14 protein-coding genes are annotated in these 19621 nt (G+C 62.8%); 6 read left to right on the forward strand and 8 right to left on the reverse strand.

Going from position 1 to position 19621, the window contains the following annotated elements; translation table 11 throughout:
- Positions 1-43 precede the first annotated feature (43 nt).
- Positions 44-2626: a serine/threonine-protein kinase gene (locus tag EK373_RS12110; protein WP_157994335.1), complete on the reverse strand. Its 2583-nt coding sequence runs from the start codon at positions 2624-2626 to the stop codon at positions 44-46.
- Entirely contained in the window at positions 2623-3261 is a 639-nt protein-coding gene (locus EK373_RS12115; protein WP_129642896.1) for a sigma-70 family RNA polymerase sigma factor, read from the reverse strand. The genes EK373_RS12110 and EK373_RS12115 overlap by 4 nt, the downstream gene beginning before the upstream one ends.
- Before the next feature lie 195 nt (positions 3262-3456).
- Between EK373_RS12115 and EK373_RS12120 the strand changes: the two genes are divergently transcribed.
- Positions 3457-6225, forward strand: a complete 2769-nt coding sequence (locus tag EK373_RS12120; protein WP_232831077.1) for a TonB-dependent receptor — start codon at positions 3457-3459, stop codon at positions 6223-6225.
- Positions 6226-6320: 95 nt separating this feature from the next.
- On the opposite strand, the gene EK373_RS12125 is transcribed toward EK373_RS12120, so the two are convergent.
- Both EK373_RS12125 and EK373_RS12130 read right to left on the reverse strand, forming a co-directional pair.
- Positions 6321-7565, reverse strand: a complete 1245-nt coding sequence (locus tag EK373_RS12125) for a sensor histidine kinase (RefSeq protein ID WP_129642897.1) — start codon at positions 7563-7565, stop codon at positions 6321-6323.
- Positions 7555-8100 carry a response regulator gene (locus tag EK373_RS12130; protein ID WP_129642898.1) on the reverse strand — a complete coding sequence of 182 codons (546 nt, stop codon included), beginning with the start codon at positions 8098-8100 and terminating at the stop codon, positions 7555-7557. Before EK373_RS12130 ends, EK373_RS12125 begins: the two co-directional genes overlap by 11 nt.
- 164 nt (positions 8101-8264) lie before the next feature.
- On the opposite strand from EK373_RS12130, the gene EK373_RS12135 reads away from it, so the two are divergent.
- From EK373_RS12135 to EK373_RS12145, 3 genes are read left to right on the forward strand one after another with little or no spacing between them, the layout of a single operon-like run.
- Positions 8265-9536: an efflux RND transporter periplasmic adaptor subunit gene (locus EK373_RS12135; RefSeq protein ID WP_157994336.1), complete on the forward strand. Its 1272-nt coding sequence runs from the start codon at positions 8265-8267 to the stop codon at positions 9534-9536.
- 23 nt (positions 9537-9559) lie between these two features.
- Complete coding sequence (locus EK373_RS12140; RefSeq protein WP_129642900.1) at positions 9560-10240, forward strand: ABC transporter ATP-binding protein; 681 nt, start codon at positions 9560-9562, stop codon at positions 10238-10240.
- Positions 10241-10249: 9 nt separating this feature from the next.
- Positions 10250-12595 (forward strand): FtsX-like permease family protein, encoded by a 2346-nt coding sequence (locus EK373_RS12145; protein WP_129642901.1) that lies wholly within the window; start codon positions 10250-10252, stop codon positions 12593-12595.
- A gap of 4 nt (positions 12596-12599) precedes the next feature.
- On the opposite strand, the gene EK373_RS12150 is transcribed toward EK373_RS12145, so the two are convergent.
- Both EK373_RS12150 and EK373_RS12155 read right to left on the reverse strand, forming a co-directional pair.
- Entirely contained in the window at positions 12600-12863 is a 264-nt protein-coding gene (locus EK373_RS12150; RefSeq protein WP_129642902.1) for a hypothetical protein, read from the reverse strand.
- A 175-nt stretch (positions 12864-13038) separates the two neighbouring features.
- Positions 13039-14433 carry a DUF1254 domain-containing protein gene (locus EK373_RS12155; protein WP_129642903.1) on the reverse strand — a complete coding sequence of 465 codons (1395 nt, stop codon included), beginning with the start codon at positions 14431-14433 and terminating at the stop codon, positions 13039-13041.
- 200 nt (positions 14434-14633) lie between these two features.
- Between EK373_RS12155 and EK373_RS12160 the strand changes: the two genes are divergently transcribed.
- Positions 14634-15401: a bestrophin-like domain gene (locus EK373_RS12160; protein WP_129642904.1), complete on the forward strand. Its 768-nt coding sequence runs from the start codon at positions 14634-14636 to the stop codon at positions 15399-15401.
- 3 nt (positions 15402-15404) lie between these two features.
- Here the strand turns inward: EK373_RS12160 and EK373_RS12165 are convergent, their stop codons facing one another.
- Together EK373_RS12165 and EK373_RS12170 are read right to left on the reverse strand one after the other, a co-directional pair.
- Complete coding sequence (locus EK373_RS12165; protein WP_129642905.1) at positions 15405-16544, reverse strand: DJ-1/PfpI family protein; 1140 nt, start codon at positions 16542-16544, stop codon at positions 15405-15407.
- A gap of 36 nt (positions 16545-16580) precedes the next feature.
- Positions 16581-17933 (reverse strand): amidase, encoded by a 1353-nt coding sequence (locus EK373_RS12170; protein ID WP_129642906.1) that lies wholly within the window; start codon positions 17931-17933, stop codon positions 16581-16583.
- 248 nt (positions 17934-18181) lie between these two features.
- On the opposite strand from EK373_RS12170, the gene mltF reads away from it, so the two are divergent.
- Positions 18182-19618, forward strand: a complete 1437-nt coding sequence (gene mltF / locus EK373_RS12175) for a membrane-bound lytic murein transglycosylase MltF (protein ID WP_129642907.1) — start codon at positions 18182-18184, stop codon at positions 19616-19618.
- The last annotated feature ends 3 nt before the right edge of the window (positions 19619-19621 follow it).

A 19621-nucleotide genomic window follows, 5' to 3' on the forward strand; every position in this document is an offset into this window, starting at 1 on the left:
CGCATATCCATTGCACCGATTTGCCTCTTCATTCCCTGCTGTGCTACGGAATCGAGCTGGAGCTTGCGGATGTGACTCGCTCCAATGGCGTGCTCGCGCACCTTTGTAACGCCGTTTGCACCGATCGCAGGTGCTGAGCAGCTTCGGCGGCGAGCACTGCATCGCTGTTCGCAGCGACGAACACCTGCTCCGATTTGTTCAACAACGAACACGCCTCGCGCAGCAGAGTTTTCTCTCGAGCGCCGCTCGCGTCGTCGGCCTGCGATATCAGCAACTGGCCAAGTTTCATATCGTTCATCGCGATGAGGAACTGTGTGGTGTTGAGACGATCGGCGCGCGCACCCGAAAGGGCGCGGAGCAGCGATTGGGCTTCCTGGAGACGGCGAGCGGCATCTGCGGTGCGGTGGTGATCGTTCAACGAATCGGCGAGGTCTCCCAGTGCCCACCCGAGCGTGAAGCGCAGCTCTTCACGTTCAGGATCCGCATCCGACAGCGCGCGCAGACGATCGACGGCCTCCTGCCGCTTGCGCAAACCCTCCTGCGCGCGACCGGTATGCGCCGCCGCTTCGCCGACATCCATCAGCACGTACGCCGCCTCCTTGCGCAACTCGGCATCGAGCGGATGATCGCGCGACAGCGATTCGTAGATCTCCAGCGCGCGCACATGGAAAGCATAGGCCGGCTCATACTGGCCGCCGATGTTCGCCAACAGGTCGCCGCTGCGGCTGTGGGCGCCCGCAAGATTGCGGCGAACTTTGACGCCCGTATCGCCGTCCCTGATGATTTGTTCGAACATGCTCACGCCGCGATTTATTTGTTCGATGCCTTCATCGAGCGCGCCGGTCATCGCTCGCAGCGCGCCTTGCACGACATATACGTTCGCTAGCAGGCGAGAATCATCTGCAGTTGCGCCAGCTTGCTTCGTCAGTGCGCTGGCGAGCGCCAGCGCTTCGGACGCATAGCGTGAGGCATCATCCATCAACCGATTGGACTGGCTGTACTGCGCGAGCTTGAGGTTCACCACCAGTCGTTCGCGCAGCAGTGCATGGTCGCGTGCTCCCTGCTCCCATAGCGAAGTGAGCAGCTCCGATGACTTGCGATAGCTGGCGAGCGCGGTTTCATTGTTCTGTAGATTCGAGGCGAGGAAGTCGCTCTGCAAGTCGCCGACGCGCTCGTAGGCCCGCGCCAGATCGCGTTTCACTTCCGGATCGCTGGTGTTCTCCTGCGCGAGCGCGTCGAGGTAGCGCAGCGAGTGACTGATGATCCTTTCGCGCGCCGGCAACGTTCCGGGCAGCGAAGTGATGGAATCGTGCACGTCCACCATGAACGTCTGCGCAAGGCTGCGTACGTCATCGAAGTGACGCTCGGCGCGCTGACGCTCGCGTTCGGCACGGTGCGCCTGCCAGGCGGTCGCGACGATGCCTGCGATCAGCGAGAGCGTGAGCATCACTGCGGCGGCTGCGAGCGTGCGATTGCGCCCGACGAACTTGCGCAGTCGATAGCGGACGCTGTCGGGTGCGGCGAGGACCGGAAAGCCGCTCAGATGCCAGGCAATATCCTGTGACAGCTGTTCCACCGAGGCGTAACGACGCTCGGGGTCCTTCTCCAGCGCTTTGAGAATGATGGTGTCGAGATCGCCGCGCAGCTGTGCGGTCGTGGCGGGCGCATTCGCGACTTCTTGAACGACGATGCTCGGACGGCGTGGCGTCCGTTCGCAGATGAGGCGCGCCACATCGTAGTAGGCGTGGGAGAGCGGTCGATACACGGGCTCGCCGGTCAACAATCGATACAGCAGCACGCCGAGCGCGTAGACGTCGCTTGCGGTGGTCAGCGGCTCGCCGCGGATCTGCTCGGGACTGGCGGATTCCGGCGTGAGCGCCACCGTTCGCGTGGTGTGTGCGTGCGCGTAGCCGTCTGTCGGATCGAGCAAGCGAGCGATGCCGAAGTCGAGCAGCTTGACGACGCCGTCCTCGTTTACCAGCACGTTGCTGCACTTGAGGTCGCCGTGAACCATGAGGTGGCGATGCACGTAATGCACGGCGTCGCACAGCGTGTGAAACAGCCGCAATCGCGCGGCGAGATCGAGTTGGCGGCGCTTGCAATACACATCGACAGGCTCGCCGCGGACGTACTCCATCACGAGATAGGGCACGCCTTCCTCGGTTGTCCCACCATCCAGAAGATGAGCGATGTTCGGGTGGCTCAGGCGCGCGAGCATCTGGCGCTCGGCGCGAAAGCGTCGCATGAGAATGTCGTTATCGTGGCTCGGGTGGAGCAGCTTGATGGCGACTTCGTGTTCGAACTGTTCTTCGCTGCGCGCCGCGCGGAATACGACGCTCATGCCGCCTCGGCCGATCTCCTCCAGAATGCGATAGCGCCCGACGGTCCGTCCGATCCACTGCGGTCGCACCAGCGGCGCCAGTGATGCGAGTGGCGCATGTTCGATCGCAGGGGAGTCGATGAAGCTCGGTGGTCCTTCGTGTGCCGCGATCAGCGAGCGTAGCTCGCGATGGAGTTCTTCATCATCCGCGCAGGCCTGTTCAAGCCATGCTTCGCGCGCGTGCTGCTCCTGCTCGAGCGCCTCGCACAGCAGATCTTTCACACGACTCCAGCGATCGGGTGTCATTGCTCTGCGCGCGCCAGTTCGCGCCGCAGCCACGCGCGAGCCGCCACCCATTCGCGCTTGACCGTAGCTTCGGAAATGCTCAGCGCTTGGGCAGTCTGTTCTACGGTGAGACCGCCGAAGTAACGCATTTCCACGACTCGTGCCTGGCGCTCGTCGAGGATCGCAAGCCGTGACAACAGATCGTCCAGTGCGCTGATCTCCTCGCTTGCGCGCGCATCGATCAGCGGCACGTCATCGTCAGCTGCGGATGGCTGCGCTTCGTCATGCGGGCGTTGCGAGTGCCTCGCGTCTTCGATTGCATCGCTCGAGATCCGTTGCGCTTCCCCGCCACGCTTTGCGCTCAGGCGCGCGCGTGCGTAGTCGACGAGAATGCGGCGCATGACTGTGGACGCGACGGCGAAGAAATGCGCACGGTCTTTCACGCTCACCGATTCCAGGTTGATCAGCCGCACGAACGCTTCGTTCACGAGCGCAGTCCCCTGCAGCGTGTGATCGCGCCGCTCGCGGCGTACATGCTCATGCGCCATAGAGCGCAGTTCCTGATAGAGCAGCGTCATCAACTGCGAGAGTGCGGCGGCGTCGCCGCCGCGCCAGTGCGCGAGCAATTGAGTCACGCTGAGTGCGGAAGTGGGCATCGGGCATCCAGCCAGAAGTGAGCCGTTGAAAGTATGCCACGGACGCGCCCGAGGGTGCTCGGCGCCGATCGCCGGCCCGACGTAAGCGCAAATCATGGACAAATCGGCTCATGCAGGAACAAAAAAATTTGCATGAGCCGATTTGCGCTCCACTTGCGCTGACCTGTGTATCAGCCACGCAAATAGGGGAGCAGCATGTATACAAAATCTCGTCCGCTGATACTCGCGATTCAGTGCGCGTTGCTAGCTGGCGCCGGCGCCGCGACTACGACACCTGTGCACGCGCAGGACCCATCGATGCAGGAGATCGTCGTCACCGGCTCGCGCATCCGACGCGTCAATGACGAAACGGCCTCGCCAGTGCAGATTGTCGACCGCGCGGACATCGAGCGCACGGGCGCGACGAACATCGCGGATGTCGTCCGAACCGTGATTCAGGCGGACAACCAGGGCTCGATTCCGACGGCGGCGACTGGCGGCTTCGCCGTCGGCTCTTCTGCAATTTCCCTGCGCGGACTGGGCGTGAACTCGACGCTGGTGCTCCTCAACGGTCGGCGCATGGCGTCCTATGGACTGGCCGACGACGGCGTCCGCACGTTCGTCGACCTGAACTCGATTCCGTTCGATGCCGTCGAGCGCATCGAAGTGCTCAAGGACGGCGGCTCGGCGATCTATGGGTCTGACGCCGTTGCCGGCGTCGTGAACATCATCCTGCGCGAGAAGTTCGACGGCCTCGCGATCTCCGGCGAGAGCGGCATCACGCAACGAGGCGATGGCGAAAGCTATCGGCTTTCGGTCATGGGCGGCGCGACCGGCGATCGTTACAGCACATATTTCGCGGTCGAGGGACTGCGGGAAGGTGAGATCGCGCAAGGCGATCGCGGCGGCTTCCTCGGGACGCACGATCTGCGCCGTTTCGGCTTTTTCGACAATCGCAACGGCGCTCCGGCGGCCGGCTTCGGTAATTTCTCACCCGGCGTTCCGGCGTTCAGCGGCACTACGCCGTACGGTTCGGTCCGTGTTCCCGGCGGCACCCTCGAGCAACGTATCAACCTGCTGCCGTGCCCCGAGACTTCGAGCGCTACCGGCATGTGCGTGTTCGATACGATCGACTACATCCAGATCGCACCGGAGGTCGAGCGCTTGAACGCACTCGCGCGAGGCAGCGTACGCTTCAGCGATTCGCTCGAAGGCTATGCCGAGCTCGGATACTTCACTTCGCGCGTGACGGCTATCGGCACGCCTGGCAGTGTGAACGACAGCGGCGTGTTCAACCCCGCGGATCCGGCCAGCCCGGTCGTCCACACCACGACGCTGCCCGCCGCACATCCTGACAATCCGACGGGCGTGAATCGCACACTGAGTCTGCTGACAACGCGTCTCGGCGGCCGCAACGGCGAGACGGAGTCCGAAGTGTTCCGCGGCATCGTGGGACTCAAGGGCGAGTTGAGCGAGGCGTGGGAGTGGGACGTCGGCGCCGGCTACATCGACAGCAAACTGACCGATACGCGCACCGGTTACGTGCGTCATTCGTTGCTGCAGGCGGCAATCAACTCCGGCGAATTCCGCATCGATCCCTCGCTCAACTCGAAGGCGCTGCTCGGCGCGATATCACCCACGCTCGAGCGCGAGCCGACGAGCTCGGTGTTGATGATGGATGCGCGCATTTCGGGCTCGCTGCTCGATCTGCCGGGCGGCGCGCTCGGCGTGGCGTTCGGCAGCGAATGGCGTCGCGAGGAAGTCGACACTCCGCCGCTGCCCTTCACCGACGTTGGCGACATCGTCGGACTCGGCTATTCGGCGTATTCGAAAGAGCGCAAGGTGTACGCAGGGTATGCCGAAGTCGATGCGCCGGTAACTTCCTGGCTCGGACTCAACGCGGCGTTGCGCTACGACCACTACGATGACTATGGTTCATCGACCACGCCGAAGCTCGGGGTGACGTTGAAGCCGGTGTCGCAGCTGCTCGTGCGCGGCACGTATCAGGAAGCCTTTCGCGCACCCGGCCCGGCCGAGAGCGGCAACAGCGCATCTTTCGGGTTCACGAACATCGGCATCCTCACCATCGGCAATCCGGATCTGCAACCCGAGGAAGCGAAGGCATACACGCTGGGCGTCGTTTATGAGCCGCTGCAAGGGACGAGTCTGTCCGTCGACTACTATCGAATCGATCGCGAGAACGAAATCGTCTCAGCGGATCAGGCGCTCGTCGTCGGCGACCTGCCCACCAATGGCGAGCCGAACTCTCAGCTACCGGGTCTGTTGCCGAACTCGGTGCTCTATTACGACGAGTTCGGCGATCTCGCGACGATCTCGGCGCCTTACGTCAACGCGAACCAAACCGTCACCGACGGCCTCGACTTCGACGTGCGCCAGCGCTTCGAGCTCGGCGGCGCTGGTGCACTGACGGCGGCGCTCGTGTGGACGCACGTACTGAACTTCGAGCGCGATGCCGGCGGACGCACGCTCGAATACGCCGGCACGCACGGGCCATATGTGCTGAGCGCGGCCGGCGGCACGCCAGCGGATCGCGGGCGTCTGCAAATCACGTGGGACTACGGCGATTTGTCTATCACCGGCGCCGTCAGCTACGTCAGCAGCATGGAGATGATCGATCACAAGGGCGAGACGCTGGTCGATAACGAAGACGGCACGTATGTGACGACCACTGGCGAAGGCGCCTATGTAGTGGCCGATCCGAACGGAAAAGTCTGCGGCGTCTACAACCCCGACGGCACGGTTCCCAACAACTGCAAAGTCGATTCGTTCACGACCGTCGATCTGCGCGCCACTTATCTGTACGGCAAGGCGTGGGAGTTCAACGCGAGCGTCAAGAATCTGCTCGATGAGAAACCGCCGTTTGATCCGTACACGTATGGCGGCTTGAACTACAACCCGGTGTTCCACCAGCAGGGCGCGATCGGCCGCGCTTTCGGCGTGGGGCTCAGGTATTCATTCCAGTAATCCCCGCCGATCTGAGAATTTCCAATACATCTCCTGCGAGAGTTGGAAACCTGTGCCGCTGCGGCCTTGCCGCAGCGGCTTTTTTCGGCCCCAGGTCAGCTCGACGGCATCGGCAGCACGATGCACACGATCGCTCCGCGAGGCTCGTTGCTTCGGATCTCCAGTCTTCCCTGGTGCGCTAGCGCCACTTGGCGGACCAGGGCGAGGCCGATGCCCGAGCCCTCGGGCTTCGTGGAATAGAAGGGCAAAAGAATCCGGTCGCGCTCGCGCTGAGGCAAGCCGAGGCCATTGTCGGTGACGGTGATGGTGACCTGGCTGGCTTCCACCGTGCACTCCAGCATCACCTTCGCATCGGTAGTGTGTTCGGTCGCTTCCAGAGCGTTTTGCAGCAGGTTGAGGATGGAGTGTTCCAACAGTGCGGCATCGGCCGGGAAGGTGGCGTCGGGTGGCGCCACTCGGGTGAGCAATCGAATGTTGTGCCGCTCGGCCTCGGCGTTCACGAGCTTGCGGATGTCATCGATCAAGGTTGCGGCGGAGATGGGTTCAATCACCGGCGGCGGCAGGTCGGCCACGCGTCGGTAGCGCTCGATGAAGCTCATCAGGCCGAGGCTGCGGCGTCGGATCGCGTCGATCGATTTCGCCACATCGCTCGTGCCAGCGGTGGTCTGATCTCGAAGTTGCGTCTCGAGACTTTCCGAGAGCGAGGCGATGGGCGTCAGCGAGTTCATCATTTCATGCGCGATCACGCGCGCCATGTCTTGCCACGCCTTCACCTCGACCGCATCGAGCTCGCCGGCGACACGTTGCAGAGAAATCAGCCGTTCGGGTGCGGAGCCCGGCGCCGAGAATTGTGCAGCCGTGCACAACAGATGCCGACCATCGGTGAACTGCACGATCTGTCGTGCTCCAGGTACGAGCGACAGCAACGTCTGCACGGCGGCGGCGTCGAATTCCGCAATGTCGCGCAGGTGGGTGGCGGTTCCCCGGAGCAAGCTGTGGGCCGCGCGATTCAAGCGTCGAATGCCGCCATTCGAATCGACGATGATCAGTGCCGCGGCGACGGTATCGAGCAGTGTTTGCAAATATTCGACCCGCCGGTGCTGTGCATGGCTGTCGCTTCTCTCGGTGGAAACGCCGGCGGGCGCATCGACACTCCGTTTCACTGCGCGCACGAACTCGAAGCTGATCAGCAGCAGCACGGCGATGACGATCGTCAGGGTCGCGTAGAACTGTGTCCGCATCAGGAGAAACGCAGCGAGCCAGGTCAGCCCGCCGATAGCGATCGCACGAGCCGCCAGGCCGAACGCGAGACCGCTCGAGCGCGTCGCTCTAGAGTCCATGCTTCGACATGCGTCGATACAGTGCCGGGCGACTCAGGCCCAGTGCCGAGGCGGTGAGAGAAATATTGCCGGCATGGCGAGCCAGCGCCTTTTCGATCGCCTGGCGTTCGATGGTTTCGAGATCCCGCGCTTCGCTGCCACGTCGGGAGCGGGTGAGATCCATCCCCCCGAGCACGGCTTCGACCAGAGCTTCGTTGCGCCAGGGCTTGAGGACGAAATCGGCGGCGCCGCGCTTGAGCGAATCGACCGCCAGTGCTACGCCGCCGTAGGCCGTCATTAGCACGACCGCCAGGGTCGGGTCGGCTTCCCGGATGATCGCCAATGCATCCAGTCCCTCAGCGCCATTGCGCGCGCCTCGAGTGAAATTCATATCGAGCAGAACGGCGTCGTAGGGTGTGGCAGTCAAAGTGTCGCGTAGCCCGTCGGCAGACGTGGCGGTCTCGATACGCTGCACATGGGGCTGCAAAGCCAGCCGTGCGGCTCGCAATACATCTACATCGTCCTCGACGATCAGCACGATGCCATCGTTGTTCATGCACGAAGCGTAGTCCGTCGCATGCGGCCTCGACAAGCGGCCCGCGGTTGTCCGATTCCGGACACCCTGGGCCGGCCCGAGCCGCGCGAAAGCAACACAAATCGTTGTTCAGCCGAATGTTTGTACTCCGGTGTGGGTTTCGTACACTGAGCGCGGAGGTTGGCATGACGGCGGCGATGGATATTGCGATCGTGCGGCCTTGGTGGCGCAAACCGAGGACCCTACGGCTCATCGCGATTCCCGCGGCCGGTGTGCTCGTTGCATTCATGCTGAGCGCTTGGTTCGGCGGGGCGCAGCGGACTCTGCGGGTGCCCGCGGTCAATGTGGAGATCTCGACGGTAGCGCAGGATATGTTTCGCGACTTCGTACCCCTGCGAAGCAAGGTCGTGCCGCGTGACGTAATCTATTTGGACGCGTTGGAGGGCGGGCGTGTCGAGCGCGTGCTGGTGGAACCAGGAGATGTTGTGACCGCCGGGCAGCCATTGGTGGAGCTGACCAATACGCAGCTCGAGCTGGATGTGCTGGATCGTGAGGCGCGGCTGGTGGAATCGATCACCCAGCTGCAGGCGTATCAGACCCAGCTGGAACAGAACCGGCTGAGCAACGACAAGGCGCTTGCATCAATCGATTACGATATCGCGAGGCTGACGCGCGCCCTGGAACGACGGCAGGCGTTGACGAACAGCGGCATGCTCCCGCGGGAGGCCAGCGATACGGTGAGCGACGAGCTCGGCTTCATGCGCAAGCTGCGGCCTTTGCAGGCCCGTAGCAACGAGCAGCAGAATCAACTGCGCGTCCAGCAGCTGCCGCAGATCGCTGCGCAACTGAGCAAATTGCAGCAGGACATCGAAATCACTCGGCACAAATTGGATCAGCTCACGGTGCGTGCGCCAGTGGACGGACTGATGACGGCAATCGATTTGAAGGTCGGCGAGAATCCGGCGCGTGGTGCTCGCTTGGGCGAAATCACGCCGGACACTGGCTACAAGCTCTCTGCAGACATCGACGAGTATTATCTCGGCCGGCTGCGCGTCGATCAGACGGGGACGATCGAGTTCGATGAGCAGCAGGTGACCGTACGAGTGAAGCGCGTCCTTCCGCAGGTCACGGAGGGGACGTTCAAAGTTGAATTGGCATTCGAGGGGGAGCCGCCGCGTGGTTTGCTCGCGGGACAGGGGCTGCAAGGCAAACTGGCGCTCGGCAACGACACGCCCGCATTGGTGTTGCCCGCCGGCGCCTTCCTCGCGGAGACCGGAGGCGATTGGGTCTTCGTGCTCGACGGCGAGCTCGGCGAGGCGCAGCGGCGACGGATCAAAACCGGCAGGCGCAATGCCGAGCAGATCGAGATCCTGAGCGGCCTGGTCGCTGGCGAACAGGTCATCACTTCAAATTACAGCGGTTTCGCACGCATCGATCGCATCGAGCTGGTGCGGTAGGTGTCGGCGTAGTAGGAGCACGCATGCTGAAGCTGGACAACGTTTGCAAGACGTATCGCACGGACGAAGTGGAAACACGCGCCTTGAGCGATGTGTCGTTGGAGATCCAGGCCGGCGAGTTCGTCGCCATCATGGGGCCGTCGGGCTGCGGCAAATCCTCGCTGTTGAATATTCTCGGGCTGCTCGACAGTCCCACCAGCGGCTCGTATTGGTTCTTCGGCGAGGAAGTGGCGCGTCACTCGGAGAAGCAGCTGACGCAGCGACGCCGGAGCGGCATCGGCTTTGTGTTTCAAAGCTTCAACCTCATCGACGATCTGAACGTCACCGAGAACGTCGAAGTGTCCTTGCTGTATCAGGGCATGAGCCGCGGCGAGCGCGTCAAGCGAATTGCGGCTGCGCTCGATCGTGTGGGGCTGAGTCATCGCGCGAGGCATCTGCCGCATCAGCTTTCCGGAGGTCAGCAGCAGCGCGTGGCGATTGCGCGCGCTCTGGTAGCAAATCCCAAATTGATTCTCGCCGACGAGCCCACCGGCAATCTCGATACGGAGAATGGCGCGGAGGTGATGACCATGCTCGGTGAGATCAACCAGGCCGGCACGACGGTGGTGATGGTGACGCACTCGCTTGCGCACGCCGCTCATGCAAAGCGCACGATCAAATTTCTCGATGGGCGGGTGGTGAGCGAGACGTTGCTGGCCGCGTAGGTCGCACGCATGCTTCGTAACTTCCTGGCCGCGGCGCTGCGCAATCTGAGGCGCAATCGCTTCTACGCCATGGTGAGCATTGCCTGTATTGCCGTAGGGCTCGCGGCCACCTTTCTGGCCGTGGCCTATCTCGATCACCTGCATTCCTATAATCGCTGGATCGCCGGCCATCGGCAGGTCTATGGCATTTCGCTGTCTTATACGTTGCCCGGCCTGGCGCCCCTCGATCTGGAGACGACGCCGCTGGACGTTGCGCCCTGGACCGAAGCGAACGTGCACGGCGTGATTGAAGCGACGCGTATCGCGAAACGGCGTCCGGTCGTGCGACATGGCGACGTCGAGGGCTTCGAGGAAATAGGTTGGGCCGATAGCAACTTGTTTCGCGTTTTGCCGATGCCCGTATATTCGGGAGATTTGCAGCACGCGCTCGACCGGCCGGACTCGGTGGTGCTGACTCGAACGTTGGCGCGCAAATATTTCGGTACCGAGGATGCCGTAGGCAAGACGCTCGAGATCGATCGCAAGCATCCGATGGTGGTGCGCGCGGTGCTCGAAGATCTTCCGGCAAACACTCGCATCACCGGCGATGGCGTCATCGGAATGTTCGGCGCCGGGAGCGCTGCACATTCTCCCATGAGTCTGGCGCGCGGCGAATGGAGCACTTTCAGCTTCGTGCGCACCGAGCCAGCGGTGACGATAGAGCAGCTCAATGCCGGAGTGAGCCGCTACGGTCTCAAAGGATCCTCGGTAAAGGTGCAGCTGCGGGCTGTTCCGCTCGACCAACTGGTCTACTCGCGGGATCGGCAAGCAGTGGTGTATGCGATGCCTTTGCTTGCCGGGCTCGTGCTGCTGATCTCGTGCATGAACTTCGTCAATCTCACCACCGCGCGATCCATCCATCGCAGTACTGAGGTGGGTGTGCGCAAAGCCGCCGGCGCCGGTCGTGGCAGCCTGGTCGCGCAGTTCATGGGTGAAGCGTTGATCTTGAGTGCAGTCGGTATGCTGATTGCTTTGTCGTTGTGCGAGCTGGCGCTGCCTGTGGCTCGCACTTTGCTGGATGTGCCGATGACCTTTGAGTATTGGCGAAACCCGACGCTGGTAGGGGCGGTCGTGGTAATCACCTTACTTGCTGCGCTGCTGTCCGGCTTTTATCCGGCAGTGCTGCTGTCACGCTTGAATCCCGCGTCGATCCTCAATGGCGGCCGCAGTCGTACCGGGCAGAGCCGGGGAGTGCGTCAGGCGCTGGTGATCTTCCAGTTTGCAATGCTGGCCTCGCTCGTCGTCTCGGTCATCGTCGCCGGCCAGCAGATCGATCATTTGCTGAAAAAGACACAGCGCTTCGACGGCGAGCACATGCTGCTCATCCATCATGCCACCTGCCGGCGGGCCTTCGTCGATGAGTTGCGCATGCTGCCGGGCGTCGTCGGCGCGGCGTGCACGCAGTCGGCGCCGATCAACGTTGTGACTAACAATGCGGCCGCTAAACGGGCAGACGGTACGCGGCGGTCGTTCGAAGTGGCGCGAATCGATGCGGGCTTTCTCGAGCTCTTTGGCTTTCGTCCGCTCGCCGGTCGTTTCTTTCGGGCCGATCAGCCCGGCGATATCACCGACGGCGATTCGACGGCGCTGCGACGGGTTGTCATCAGTGCTACAGCGGTGCGTGAGTTCGGATTCGAGTCCGCCGAGGCTGCGATCGGGCGCGATCCTTTCCCCGGCTCGGGTTCGCCGATGGAAATCATCGGCGTCGTGGATGACTTTCGCCTCGGACGTTTCGCCGAGCCCATGTACTCGACGGTGTACGTGGCGGAACCATCCCGCGCTCAACTGTTGTGTGTGCGCCTCCAGGGCGAGCAGCTGCCGGAGACGCTCGATCGGATCGACGATCTGTGGCGGCGCCTCGGCGACCCAAGACCGATCAACCGTCAGTTTCTCAGTGAGTCCATCGAGTTCATGCACCGCTCGATCGTCCGGCAGCGCTGGATCTTCGGTGCATTCGCGGTGCTCGCGGTGAGTCTGGCGATTGTCGGCTTGCTGGGGCTTGCGTCCTCGGCCGCGGAGGAACGGCGCCTGGAGATCGGCGTTCGCAAGGCCTTTGGCGCCGGCACGTCGGCGATCGTGCGTTTGATCCTGTGGCAGTTCACCAAGCTCGCTGCCGCTGCCGGCATCATCGGCTGCTTGATTGCCTTGCCGCTGATGAGGCGCTGGCTCGAGGGCTTCGAAGATCGGATCGACCTCGAGCCCTGGATGTTCGCCGGCGCCTGCGTGCTCATCGTCAGTGTGGCGATCGCGACTGTGCTGGGCCATTCGCTGCTCATGGCGCGAGCGCGGCCCATCACATCGCTGCGGAACGAATGAACCGTTAGCGACCCGCGCTCGCGGTCTGCGTCGAAGCCTTGGCAGTCGGCGAAGCAGCGAGCAGCTGCAGGCGGGCTGGATGCGCGACGATGAATGTGTTCGGATCGATGCCGCGCTTGGCCTGAGTGCGCGCGACGACCACGGCAGGGTGATCGCCCAGCGTTGCACTCGCCCGGGCATCAGACGAATCCGCAATCGCATTGCTGGAAACGCCGAAGCCCGCCGTCGCGGCCAGGATCGCAGTAATCAAAATGAAATGTGACTTCATGACAGCTCTACAGGTGGATTTCGAAAGGGGCGCTACCTTAATCGCGACCGACCTGCGGAAACATGAGCTGCCGCGCACTTATTTGATTCCGCACGAGCAGTAATTCGCATCCCGGCCGGCGGGGCGAATGTGCTCAGTCCGGAACGATCTAAGCGGTACGGGTTCGTCGACTTGCTCAGCGCGCTTTTTCGAAGTCGCCTGGTCGCCACGTGCCGTCGAATGCGGCTCGCTGCGGGCCGTAGATGCGGAAATAGGCGAACCAGCCTTTGCCGGGCAGGGTCTTGATCCAGCGTTTTTCCTGACCCTTGGGTGCGTTCGGACCGAAATAAAGATCTACGCTTTTCCCTGTAGCGTCCGTCAGCTCGAACAGCGAGCGCAGCGCGGCTTTCTGCTGCTCGGTCTGGATCTGTGAGCGAGTGTCCGTATCGTAGACGGTGACCGACCAGAACAGCTTGCCAGGGACCGGCAGAGGAACGCTGAGTTTGTACGTGCTGCCGCCATCGAGATAGGCGCCAGCCTGATCGCTCTGAGCCAGCCAATATAACGAACCGGCTTGCGGGTCCCGTCGAAACATCGCGGGCGAGGCGCCGATCGCTTGATAGAACCATTTCTCACGGGCCTCGAGGTCCAGCCGGTCGTGCGTGTTGAAGTCGCCATCCTCGTAACGCAAGCTCACCCACTGCCATTTGCGATCCGGCCACGGCAGCCGGTCCGGCCGACGATCCCCGAACGCCTGCACGCGCATCTGCGAGTTGGCCGTGCGCGCCGCCTCCTCGAGAATCGATTTCATGCGTCCGTCGGGCTTGAACGGTTTGCCTTTTTCGATGCCGAGCGCGGCGAGCTCGCCATATTCGTTGTGATAGCCCTCGAACAGGGGCTCGGTGTCGAGCGTCTGGTGCAGCACTTCCCAGAATTGGATGTTGTCTTCCCAATCGAGCGGCGTGGTGTCCTGCGTCTTGCCGGTGACATCGAGCCACTGCGGCTGCTGCCACGGCGTTGTCGAATTCAGTGGATATACCTTTACTGTCTTGATTCGTTCCTTCGCCCCTTTCACGTCGCCTTCGACGGGCAGCGAGCGCACGCCGACGATCTGGCGATTGCTGCTCGCACGGTGCACGTAGTAGCCGCTTGCGGGCACGGCGCCGTCGTAGTCCGGCCCGATCAGCAAATGTTTGCCGCCATTGCCGGCATCGGGGCCCGGCAAACCCATGTCCGCGACCCAGCGTTGGTTCACGTCCATGGAGCAAACGATCAACGGTCCGGGCGCCAGCTCGACCACCAGCGGGCCGATGCTCAGATCGAGCAGCAGCGGACCGTAGGGCGTATCCGAGTTCGCCGTGTAAACCAACTGCTCGGGCGCGCAGTCGAGAATGCCAAAGACCTTGTTGGTGACGATGCCGATCTGCTCATTGCCTCGAACGATGGCCGCACCCGAGACGGTCGGATAGAAAAACTTGTAGGCCTGAATCGCGCGCTCGAGATCCGCATCGTCATAGGCTTGTTTCACGGTGTCGAGCGTGGGAAAGCCGCGCTCGAAGGTGTAGCGGGCCGTGCTGCCGGCGTATGCCATGGGGAACTCCTGCTGTTGAATTGTCAGTCTGGAATGGCGATGTGATAGCGCACATACGCGCAATGGGCACAGCTAAGGAATGCAGGCACAAGCTGTGCCCGTGGCGACGATGCTCGGACAGCCGACCGGAGCATTTACTCGCCTCAACTCCGTTGCGCGTGACCAGTCATGACCAAGTCCAACGGCTCCAACAGGCGCGCATGCTAGTTCTGCAATCCGCGCTGTTCGCGCTGGCGCTCTTCATCGGCACGCTCGTCTGTCTCCGAGTCGGTTGGCATATCGGGCGTGAACGGTTGCGCGATGCCGACGCCGGCGCTGGGCTGGGCGCCGTGGACGGCGCTGTGTTCGGCTTGATGGGGCTATTGCTCGCATTCACGTTCACAGGCGCCGCGGCGCGGTTCGACCATCGACGCGATCTCATCGTGGAAGAAGTCAACGCGATCGGAACGGCCTACCTCCGGCTCGATCTGCTGCAACCTGATGCTCGTGACGACCTGAGAGTGCTGATGCGCCAGTACGTCGACGCGCGCATCGCAACTTACGCAAACGTAACGGATGAATCGGCGGTGCGGGAGGCTCTGCAGCGAACGCAGGATGCGCAGGCCGCGTTGTGGTCCCGCATGTCTGCGGCACTGAAGGCCGAGACCCAATTGGCATTGGTGGCAAGCATCGTGCCCGCCGTCAATTCGATGTTCGATATCGCACAAACGCGAATACTGGCAACCCGCCAGCATCCGCCGCTCGCGGTCTATCTGATGCTGGGATTGCTGGTGTTGGTGAGTTCGTTGTTAGCCGGCTTCAGCATGGCCAAGGCGGCCTCGCAAAGCCGGCTGCACGTGGTGGCGTTCGCGGCCATCTTGAGCTCGTCCATCTATTTGATCCTGGATCTCGAGTTTCCCCGCCTAGGGTTCATTCGCGTCGATCGGTTCGATCAGGCGCTGCTGGATTTGCGAACGACGTTGGATTGAGCTTCAGAGCTTTGCGTCGCACGCCGGCTGGCCGGGATATTCCAGCTCCATCATCACCCACTCCCGGCGCGACGTGCCGAAGCGCGAGCCGATCTCGCAGAGCGTGCGGTCGAGTTGTTCCATCGGCTTGAGCTCGGGAGCGAGCGGCAGGGCAGCGGCATCATCAGTGGTGGCGGCGCTCGGGAGGAGGGTGATGCCGCTGCGAAGTTGCACCGGCGCCGGTGCGGCGGCCTGTACTGTGATATGGCCGGTGCGAGACCAGGCGTCGGCGGTGAACGCGAGGGTGATGTCGTCCATGCCGTTCGCGACATCGACGCGCATCGGTTCGTCGCGCCAGAACGCCATCTTGTTGAGGATAAAGCTCAGCCCGCGTGAGAAGTTGAGGCCGAAGAGCGAGCTGTCGTGCACGGGTGTCCATGACTCCACGCCGAACTCGGTCGCGAGCGCCTGTGCTTTCTCGCGTCCGCCGATCGCTTCGACCAGCGAGAGCATCGTTGGCACCGAAGCAGTGATGCCGGTGGTGGTGGCAATGTTGTCCTCGATCACATATCGCTGATGAGGAACATACACGGCTGTCGGATGGTTCTCGCGCAATTCGTCGAGGTAATACCAGTGCGTCGTGAAGCGACGATCATCCAGCAGCCCGGCGTTTCCCACGACGAGCCCGCCGACGCAGACGCCAATGATGCGTGCGCCGCGCTCCGATTGTTGTTTCAGCCAGGTCAGGATCGCGCCGCCGTTGGTTGCATCCATCCTCGGCTCGTTCATGGCCGGCACGATCACGTAGTCGGCGCCGTTGGGATAGGCCTGGTCGAAGCTGGCGAGGTCTTGAGCGACTTCGATCTCAAACGCTGGATATAACGAGACGCGGCCGGAGCGCACGGCGACGGCGTGCACATCGGCGATGCCGGCGCGCTGTAGGACTGCATGAGTCAGCAGAAAGTCCGTGGTTTCAGTGCCTTCGTTCCGCGCAACGACGGCGATGACGGGCCTGCCTTCACGCCGTGGCTTGATGGCTTCGACGAATGCTGTGGCTTGTTGTGCGGCGGCGGCCGCGTCAGGGGGAGGCGCAGGGGGCACATCGGAACCGCAGCCGGCCAGTGCAAACATTGCCAATGTGACCGTCCAGCTGATAGATCTCATGCCGACGCCCCTGTCCTATGTGTAGTGAGCTCAACCTTAGCAGAGTCGCCGCCGATCGAGGGCGCCCTCGATGCCTTGCGCGATGGCCAGTAGACGTTCATCGGTCCCGCGCCGTCCGATCAGCATCAAGCCGACGGGCGGCTCGCCTTGGCGATGGATCGGCAGAGAGATCGCACAACCATCGAGGAAGTTTGCCAGCGATGGGTTGCGAAGTACGAGCACATTCAGCCGCGCATAGTCAGCATCGTGCGCAAAAGCTGCGAACGGCGGCGGAATGATCGGCGTGGTCGGCAACACCAGGGCATCCACGTCGCCGGCGGCTCGCTCGAAACCGGCAATGACTTCCGCTCGGGCATCGTGCATCTCGCGCACGTATTGGTCGGTGAAGTCGGCGGCTTTGAGAATCCGGTTCGCGACTCGCGGGTCGTATCGATCGCGGAAGCGTTCGAGGAGCGGTCGATGCCACGCATAAGCTTCGGCCGTCGCGATCCCGCCCCGTGAGTTTATCTCTGGAATGCGCATCAGCTCGGGCAACGGCTGCTGCGAAATCGAAACGCCCGCACGCGCCAGCTCATCGACACCGCGTTCGAACGCTTTGGTCACATGTTCGTCCAGATCATTCAGCGCGAGGGATGTTGGCAGCAGCAGTCGAATATCACTAAGCGAAGCAGAAGCGACTGGTCGCGGCGTGACTCCTCTCACGAGGGCATCGAGCGTCACACAGCAAGAAACGCTGTTTGCGAGCGGTCCAATCGAATCCAGCGAATGCGCCAGCGGTGTTACGCCATCGCGCGGCACTCGATGTGCTGTCGGTTTGAAACCGACGATGCCGCAGAACGCGGCGGGAATTCGACACGAGCCGCCGGTGTCCGTGCCCAAGCTCGCCGCCGCCATGCCGTCCGCAACCGCGACCGCGCCGCCCGACGTAGAGCCGCCTGGAATTCGGCCGGTGGCGCGATCGAACGGACTCGCGGGTGTGCCGTAGTGGGGATTCAGTCCCAAGCCGGAGAACGCAAACTCGGTCATGGTATTGCGACCGATAAATATGAAACCGGCGGCGCGCAGTCGAGCGATGACGGGAGCATCGCGCAGCGCCGGTGGCTCGTTCGCCAGAATGCGAGAGCCGGCGCGGGTGACCTCACCGGCCACATCGAACAGATCTTTGATCGCGATCGGAATGCCGGCGAACTCGGGCAGGGCTACCCCGGCCGCTCGCTTCCGGTCCACCTCGTCCGCCTGGGCTCGGGCGGTTTGCGAAGCGACGGTCATGAAGGCGCGCGAGCCTTCGCCGTCCGGATCGGCGATCCGGTCGAGCGCTTCGTCGACGAGTTGCCGGGCACGCAGGGCGCCGCTGGCCAGCGCCCGGGCCAGATCTTCGAGTGTTTGCATGAGCTGAGTCTGCCACGGGACGCACGCGGGGAAACCCTCATCGAGGGATTGGGGACTTCGCTCACAGTAGCCAGCTGACTTGGGCAGGGAGGCCCTGATGCAGCGGGCACATGGACGTGCAGGAGCTGACTTGGGCAGGGAGGCCCTGATGCAGCGGGCACATGGACGTGCAGGAGCTGCCGACATTGCCCCGGAGGCCGCTTTCGGGTCCAATGCCGGGCCTTGCGGGTTGCCATTAAGGAGCGGGGTTGAAGATCACCCTCGCCATCATCGCGATGCTGCTGCTGGGCACGTGTTCCCAGCCGCCGAGCGTCATGGAGCAGATATTGCGCAGTGGGGAGCTGCGCGTCGTGACCCGCAACCTGCCGAGCGCCTATTACCTCGGCGCGGATGGTCCGCAGGGGCCCGAATTCGATCTGGCCGCGCGCTTTGCCGCCGAGCTGGGCGTCAAGCTCTTCATCTATTCCGTGCCCAACGTCGCCGACGCGATGCGCGAGCTCGAGTCACGCCGGGCTCACATCGCCGCGGCCGGTCTGACGCGTGGCCTGCGCTTGCCGCCGCAAACGGGCTTCGGTCCGCCCTATCAGCAGGTGCGCGAGCATCTGATTTTCCGGCAAGGCGATCCGCGACCGCGACGGCTCGACCAAACCTACGACGGTCACATCGAAGTCGTCGCCGGGACCGCGCACGCCGCCACGCTCGAACAACTTCGCGTTCACTACGCCAATCTGTCGTGGGTCGAGAATCCCGCCGTCGAAACGGAAGAGTTGTTGTATCGATTGTCCCGGCGCGAGTTCGATTACACGGTCGCGGATTCGAACGAATTCGCCATCGGTCGCGCGTTCCATCCTGAAATTCGGATCGCCTTCGATTTGTCCGGGGGCAAGGCGCTGGCGTGGGCCGTCGATTCGCGCGATTCGACTTTGCTCAAGCGCGTCACCGCGTTCTTCTCATCCGCGCGCGCCGAAGGGCGGCTCGCTTCCATTCTCGATACTTATTATGGAGCGACGGACCGGTTCGACTACATCCAGGCGCGCGTGTTCATGGAACATATCGAATCGCGCTTGCCGCAGTACCGTCACTGGTTCAAGGAGGCGGCTGGCGAGGTCGGTATCGATTGGCGGCTGCTGGCGGCTGTGGGTTATCAGGAGTCACATTGGGATCCGGCCGCGACTTCTCACACCGGCGTGCGCGGTTTGATGATGCTCACCGAAGAAACCGCGCAGTCACTGAACATCGACGATCGATTGGATCCGCGCGACAGTATTTTCGGAGGGGCGAAATATTTCGCCTGGCTGCGCGACCAGATTCCCAAGCGAATCCTGGAGCCGGATCGAACCTGGTTTACGCTGGCCGCCTATAACGTCGGCGTCGGCCATCTCGAAGATGCGCGCATCCTGACGCAGATGCACGGCAAGAATCCGGATGCATGGAACGACGTGCGCGAGCATTTGCCGCTGCTGACGCAGGAGAAATGGTATTCGCGAGTGAAGCGCGGCTATGCGAGAGGCTGGGAGCCGGTGCGCTTCGTGGAGAACATCCGCGGCTACATCGATATTCTGGACTGGGTGGCGACCGACTCGGGTCCGGCGGCACAGCGTGAGGCAGGTGCGTCGGCGACGAGCGCGACCAGCACCGTCGTCGCGCCAACGAATCCGAACAGCATGCTGACGCCGAGGCGCTGAATG

This window comes from Peristeroidobacter agariperforans (assembly GCF_004138335.1).
Taxonomy (GTDB): Bacteria; Pseudomonadota; Gammaproteobacteria; order Steroidobacterales; family Steroidobacteraceae; genus Steroidobacter; species Steroidobacter agariperforans.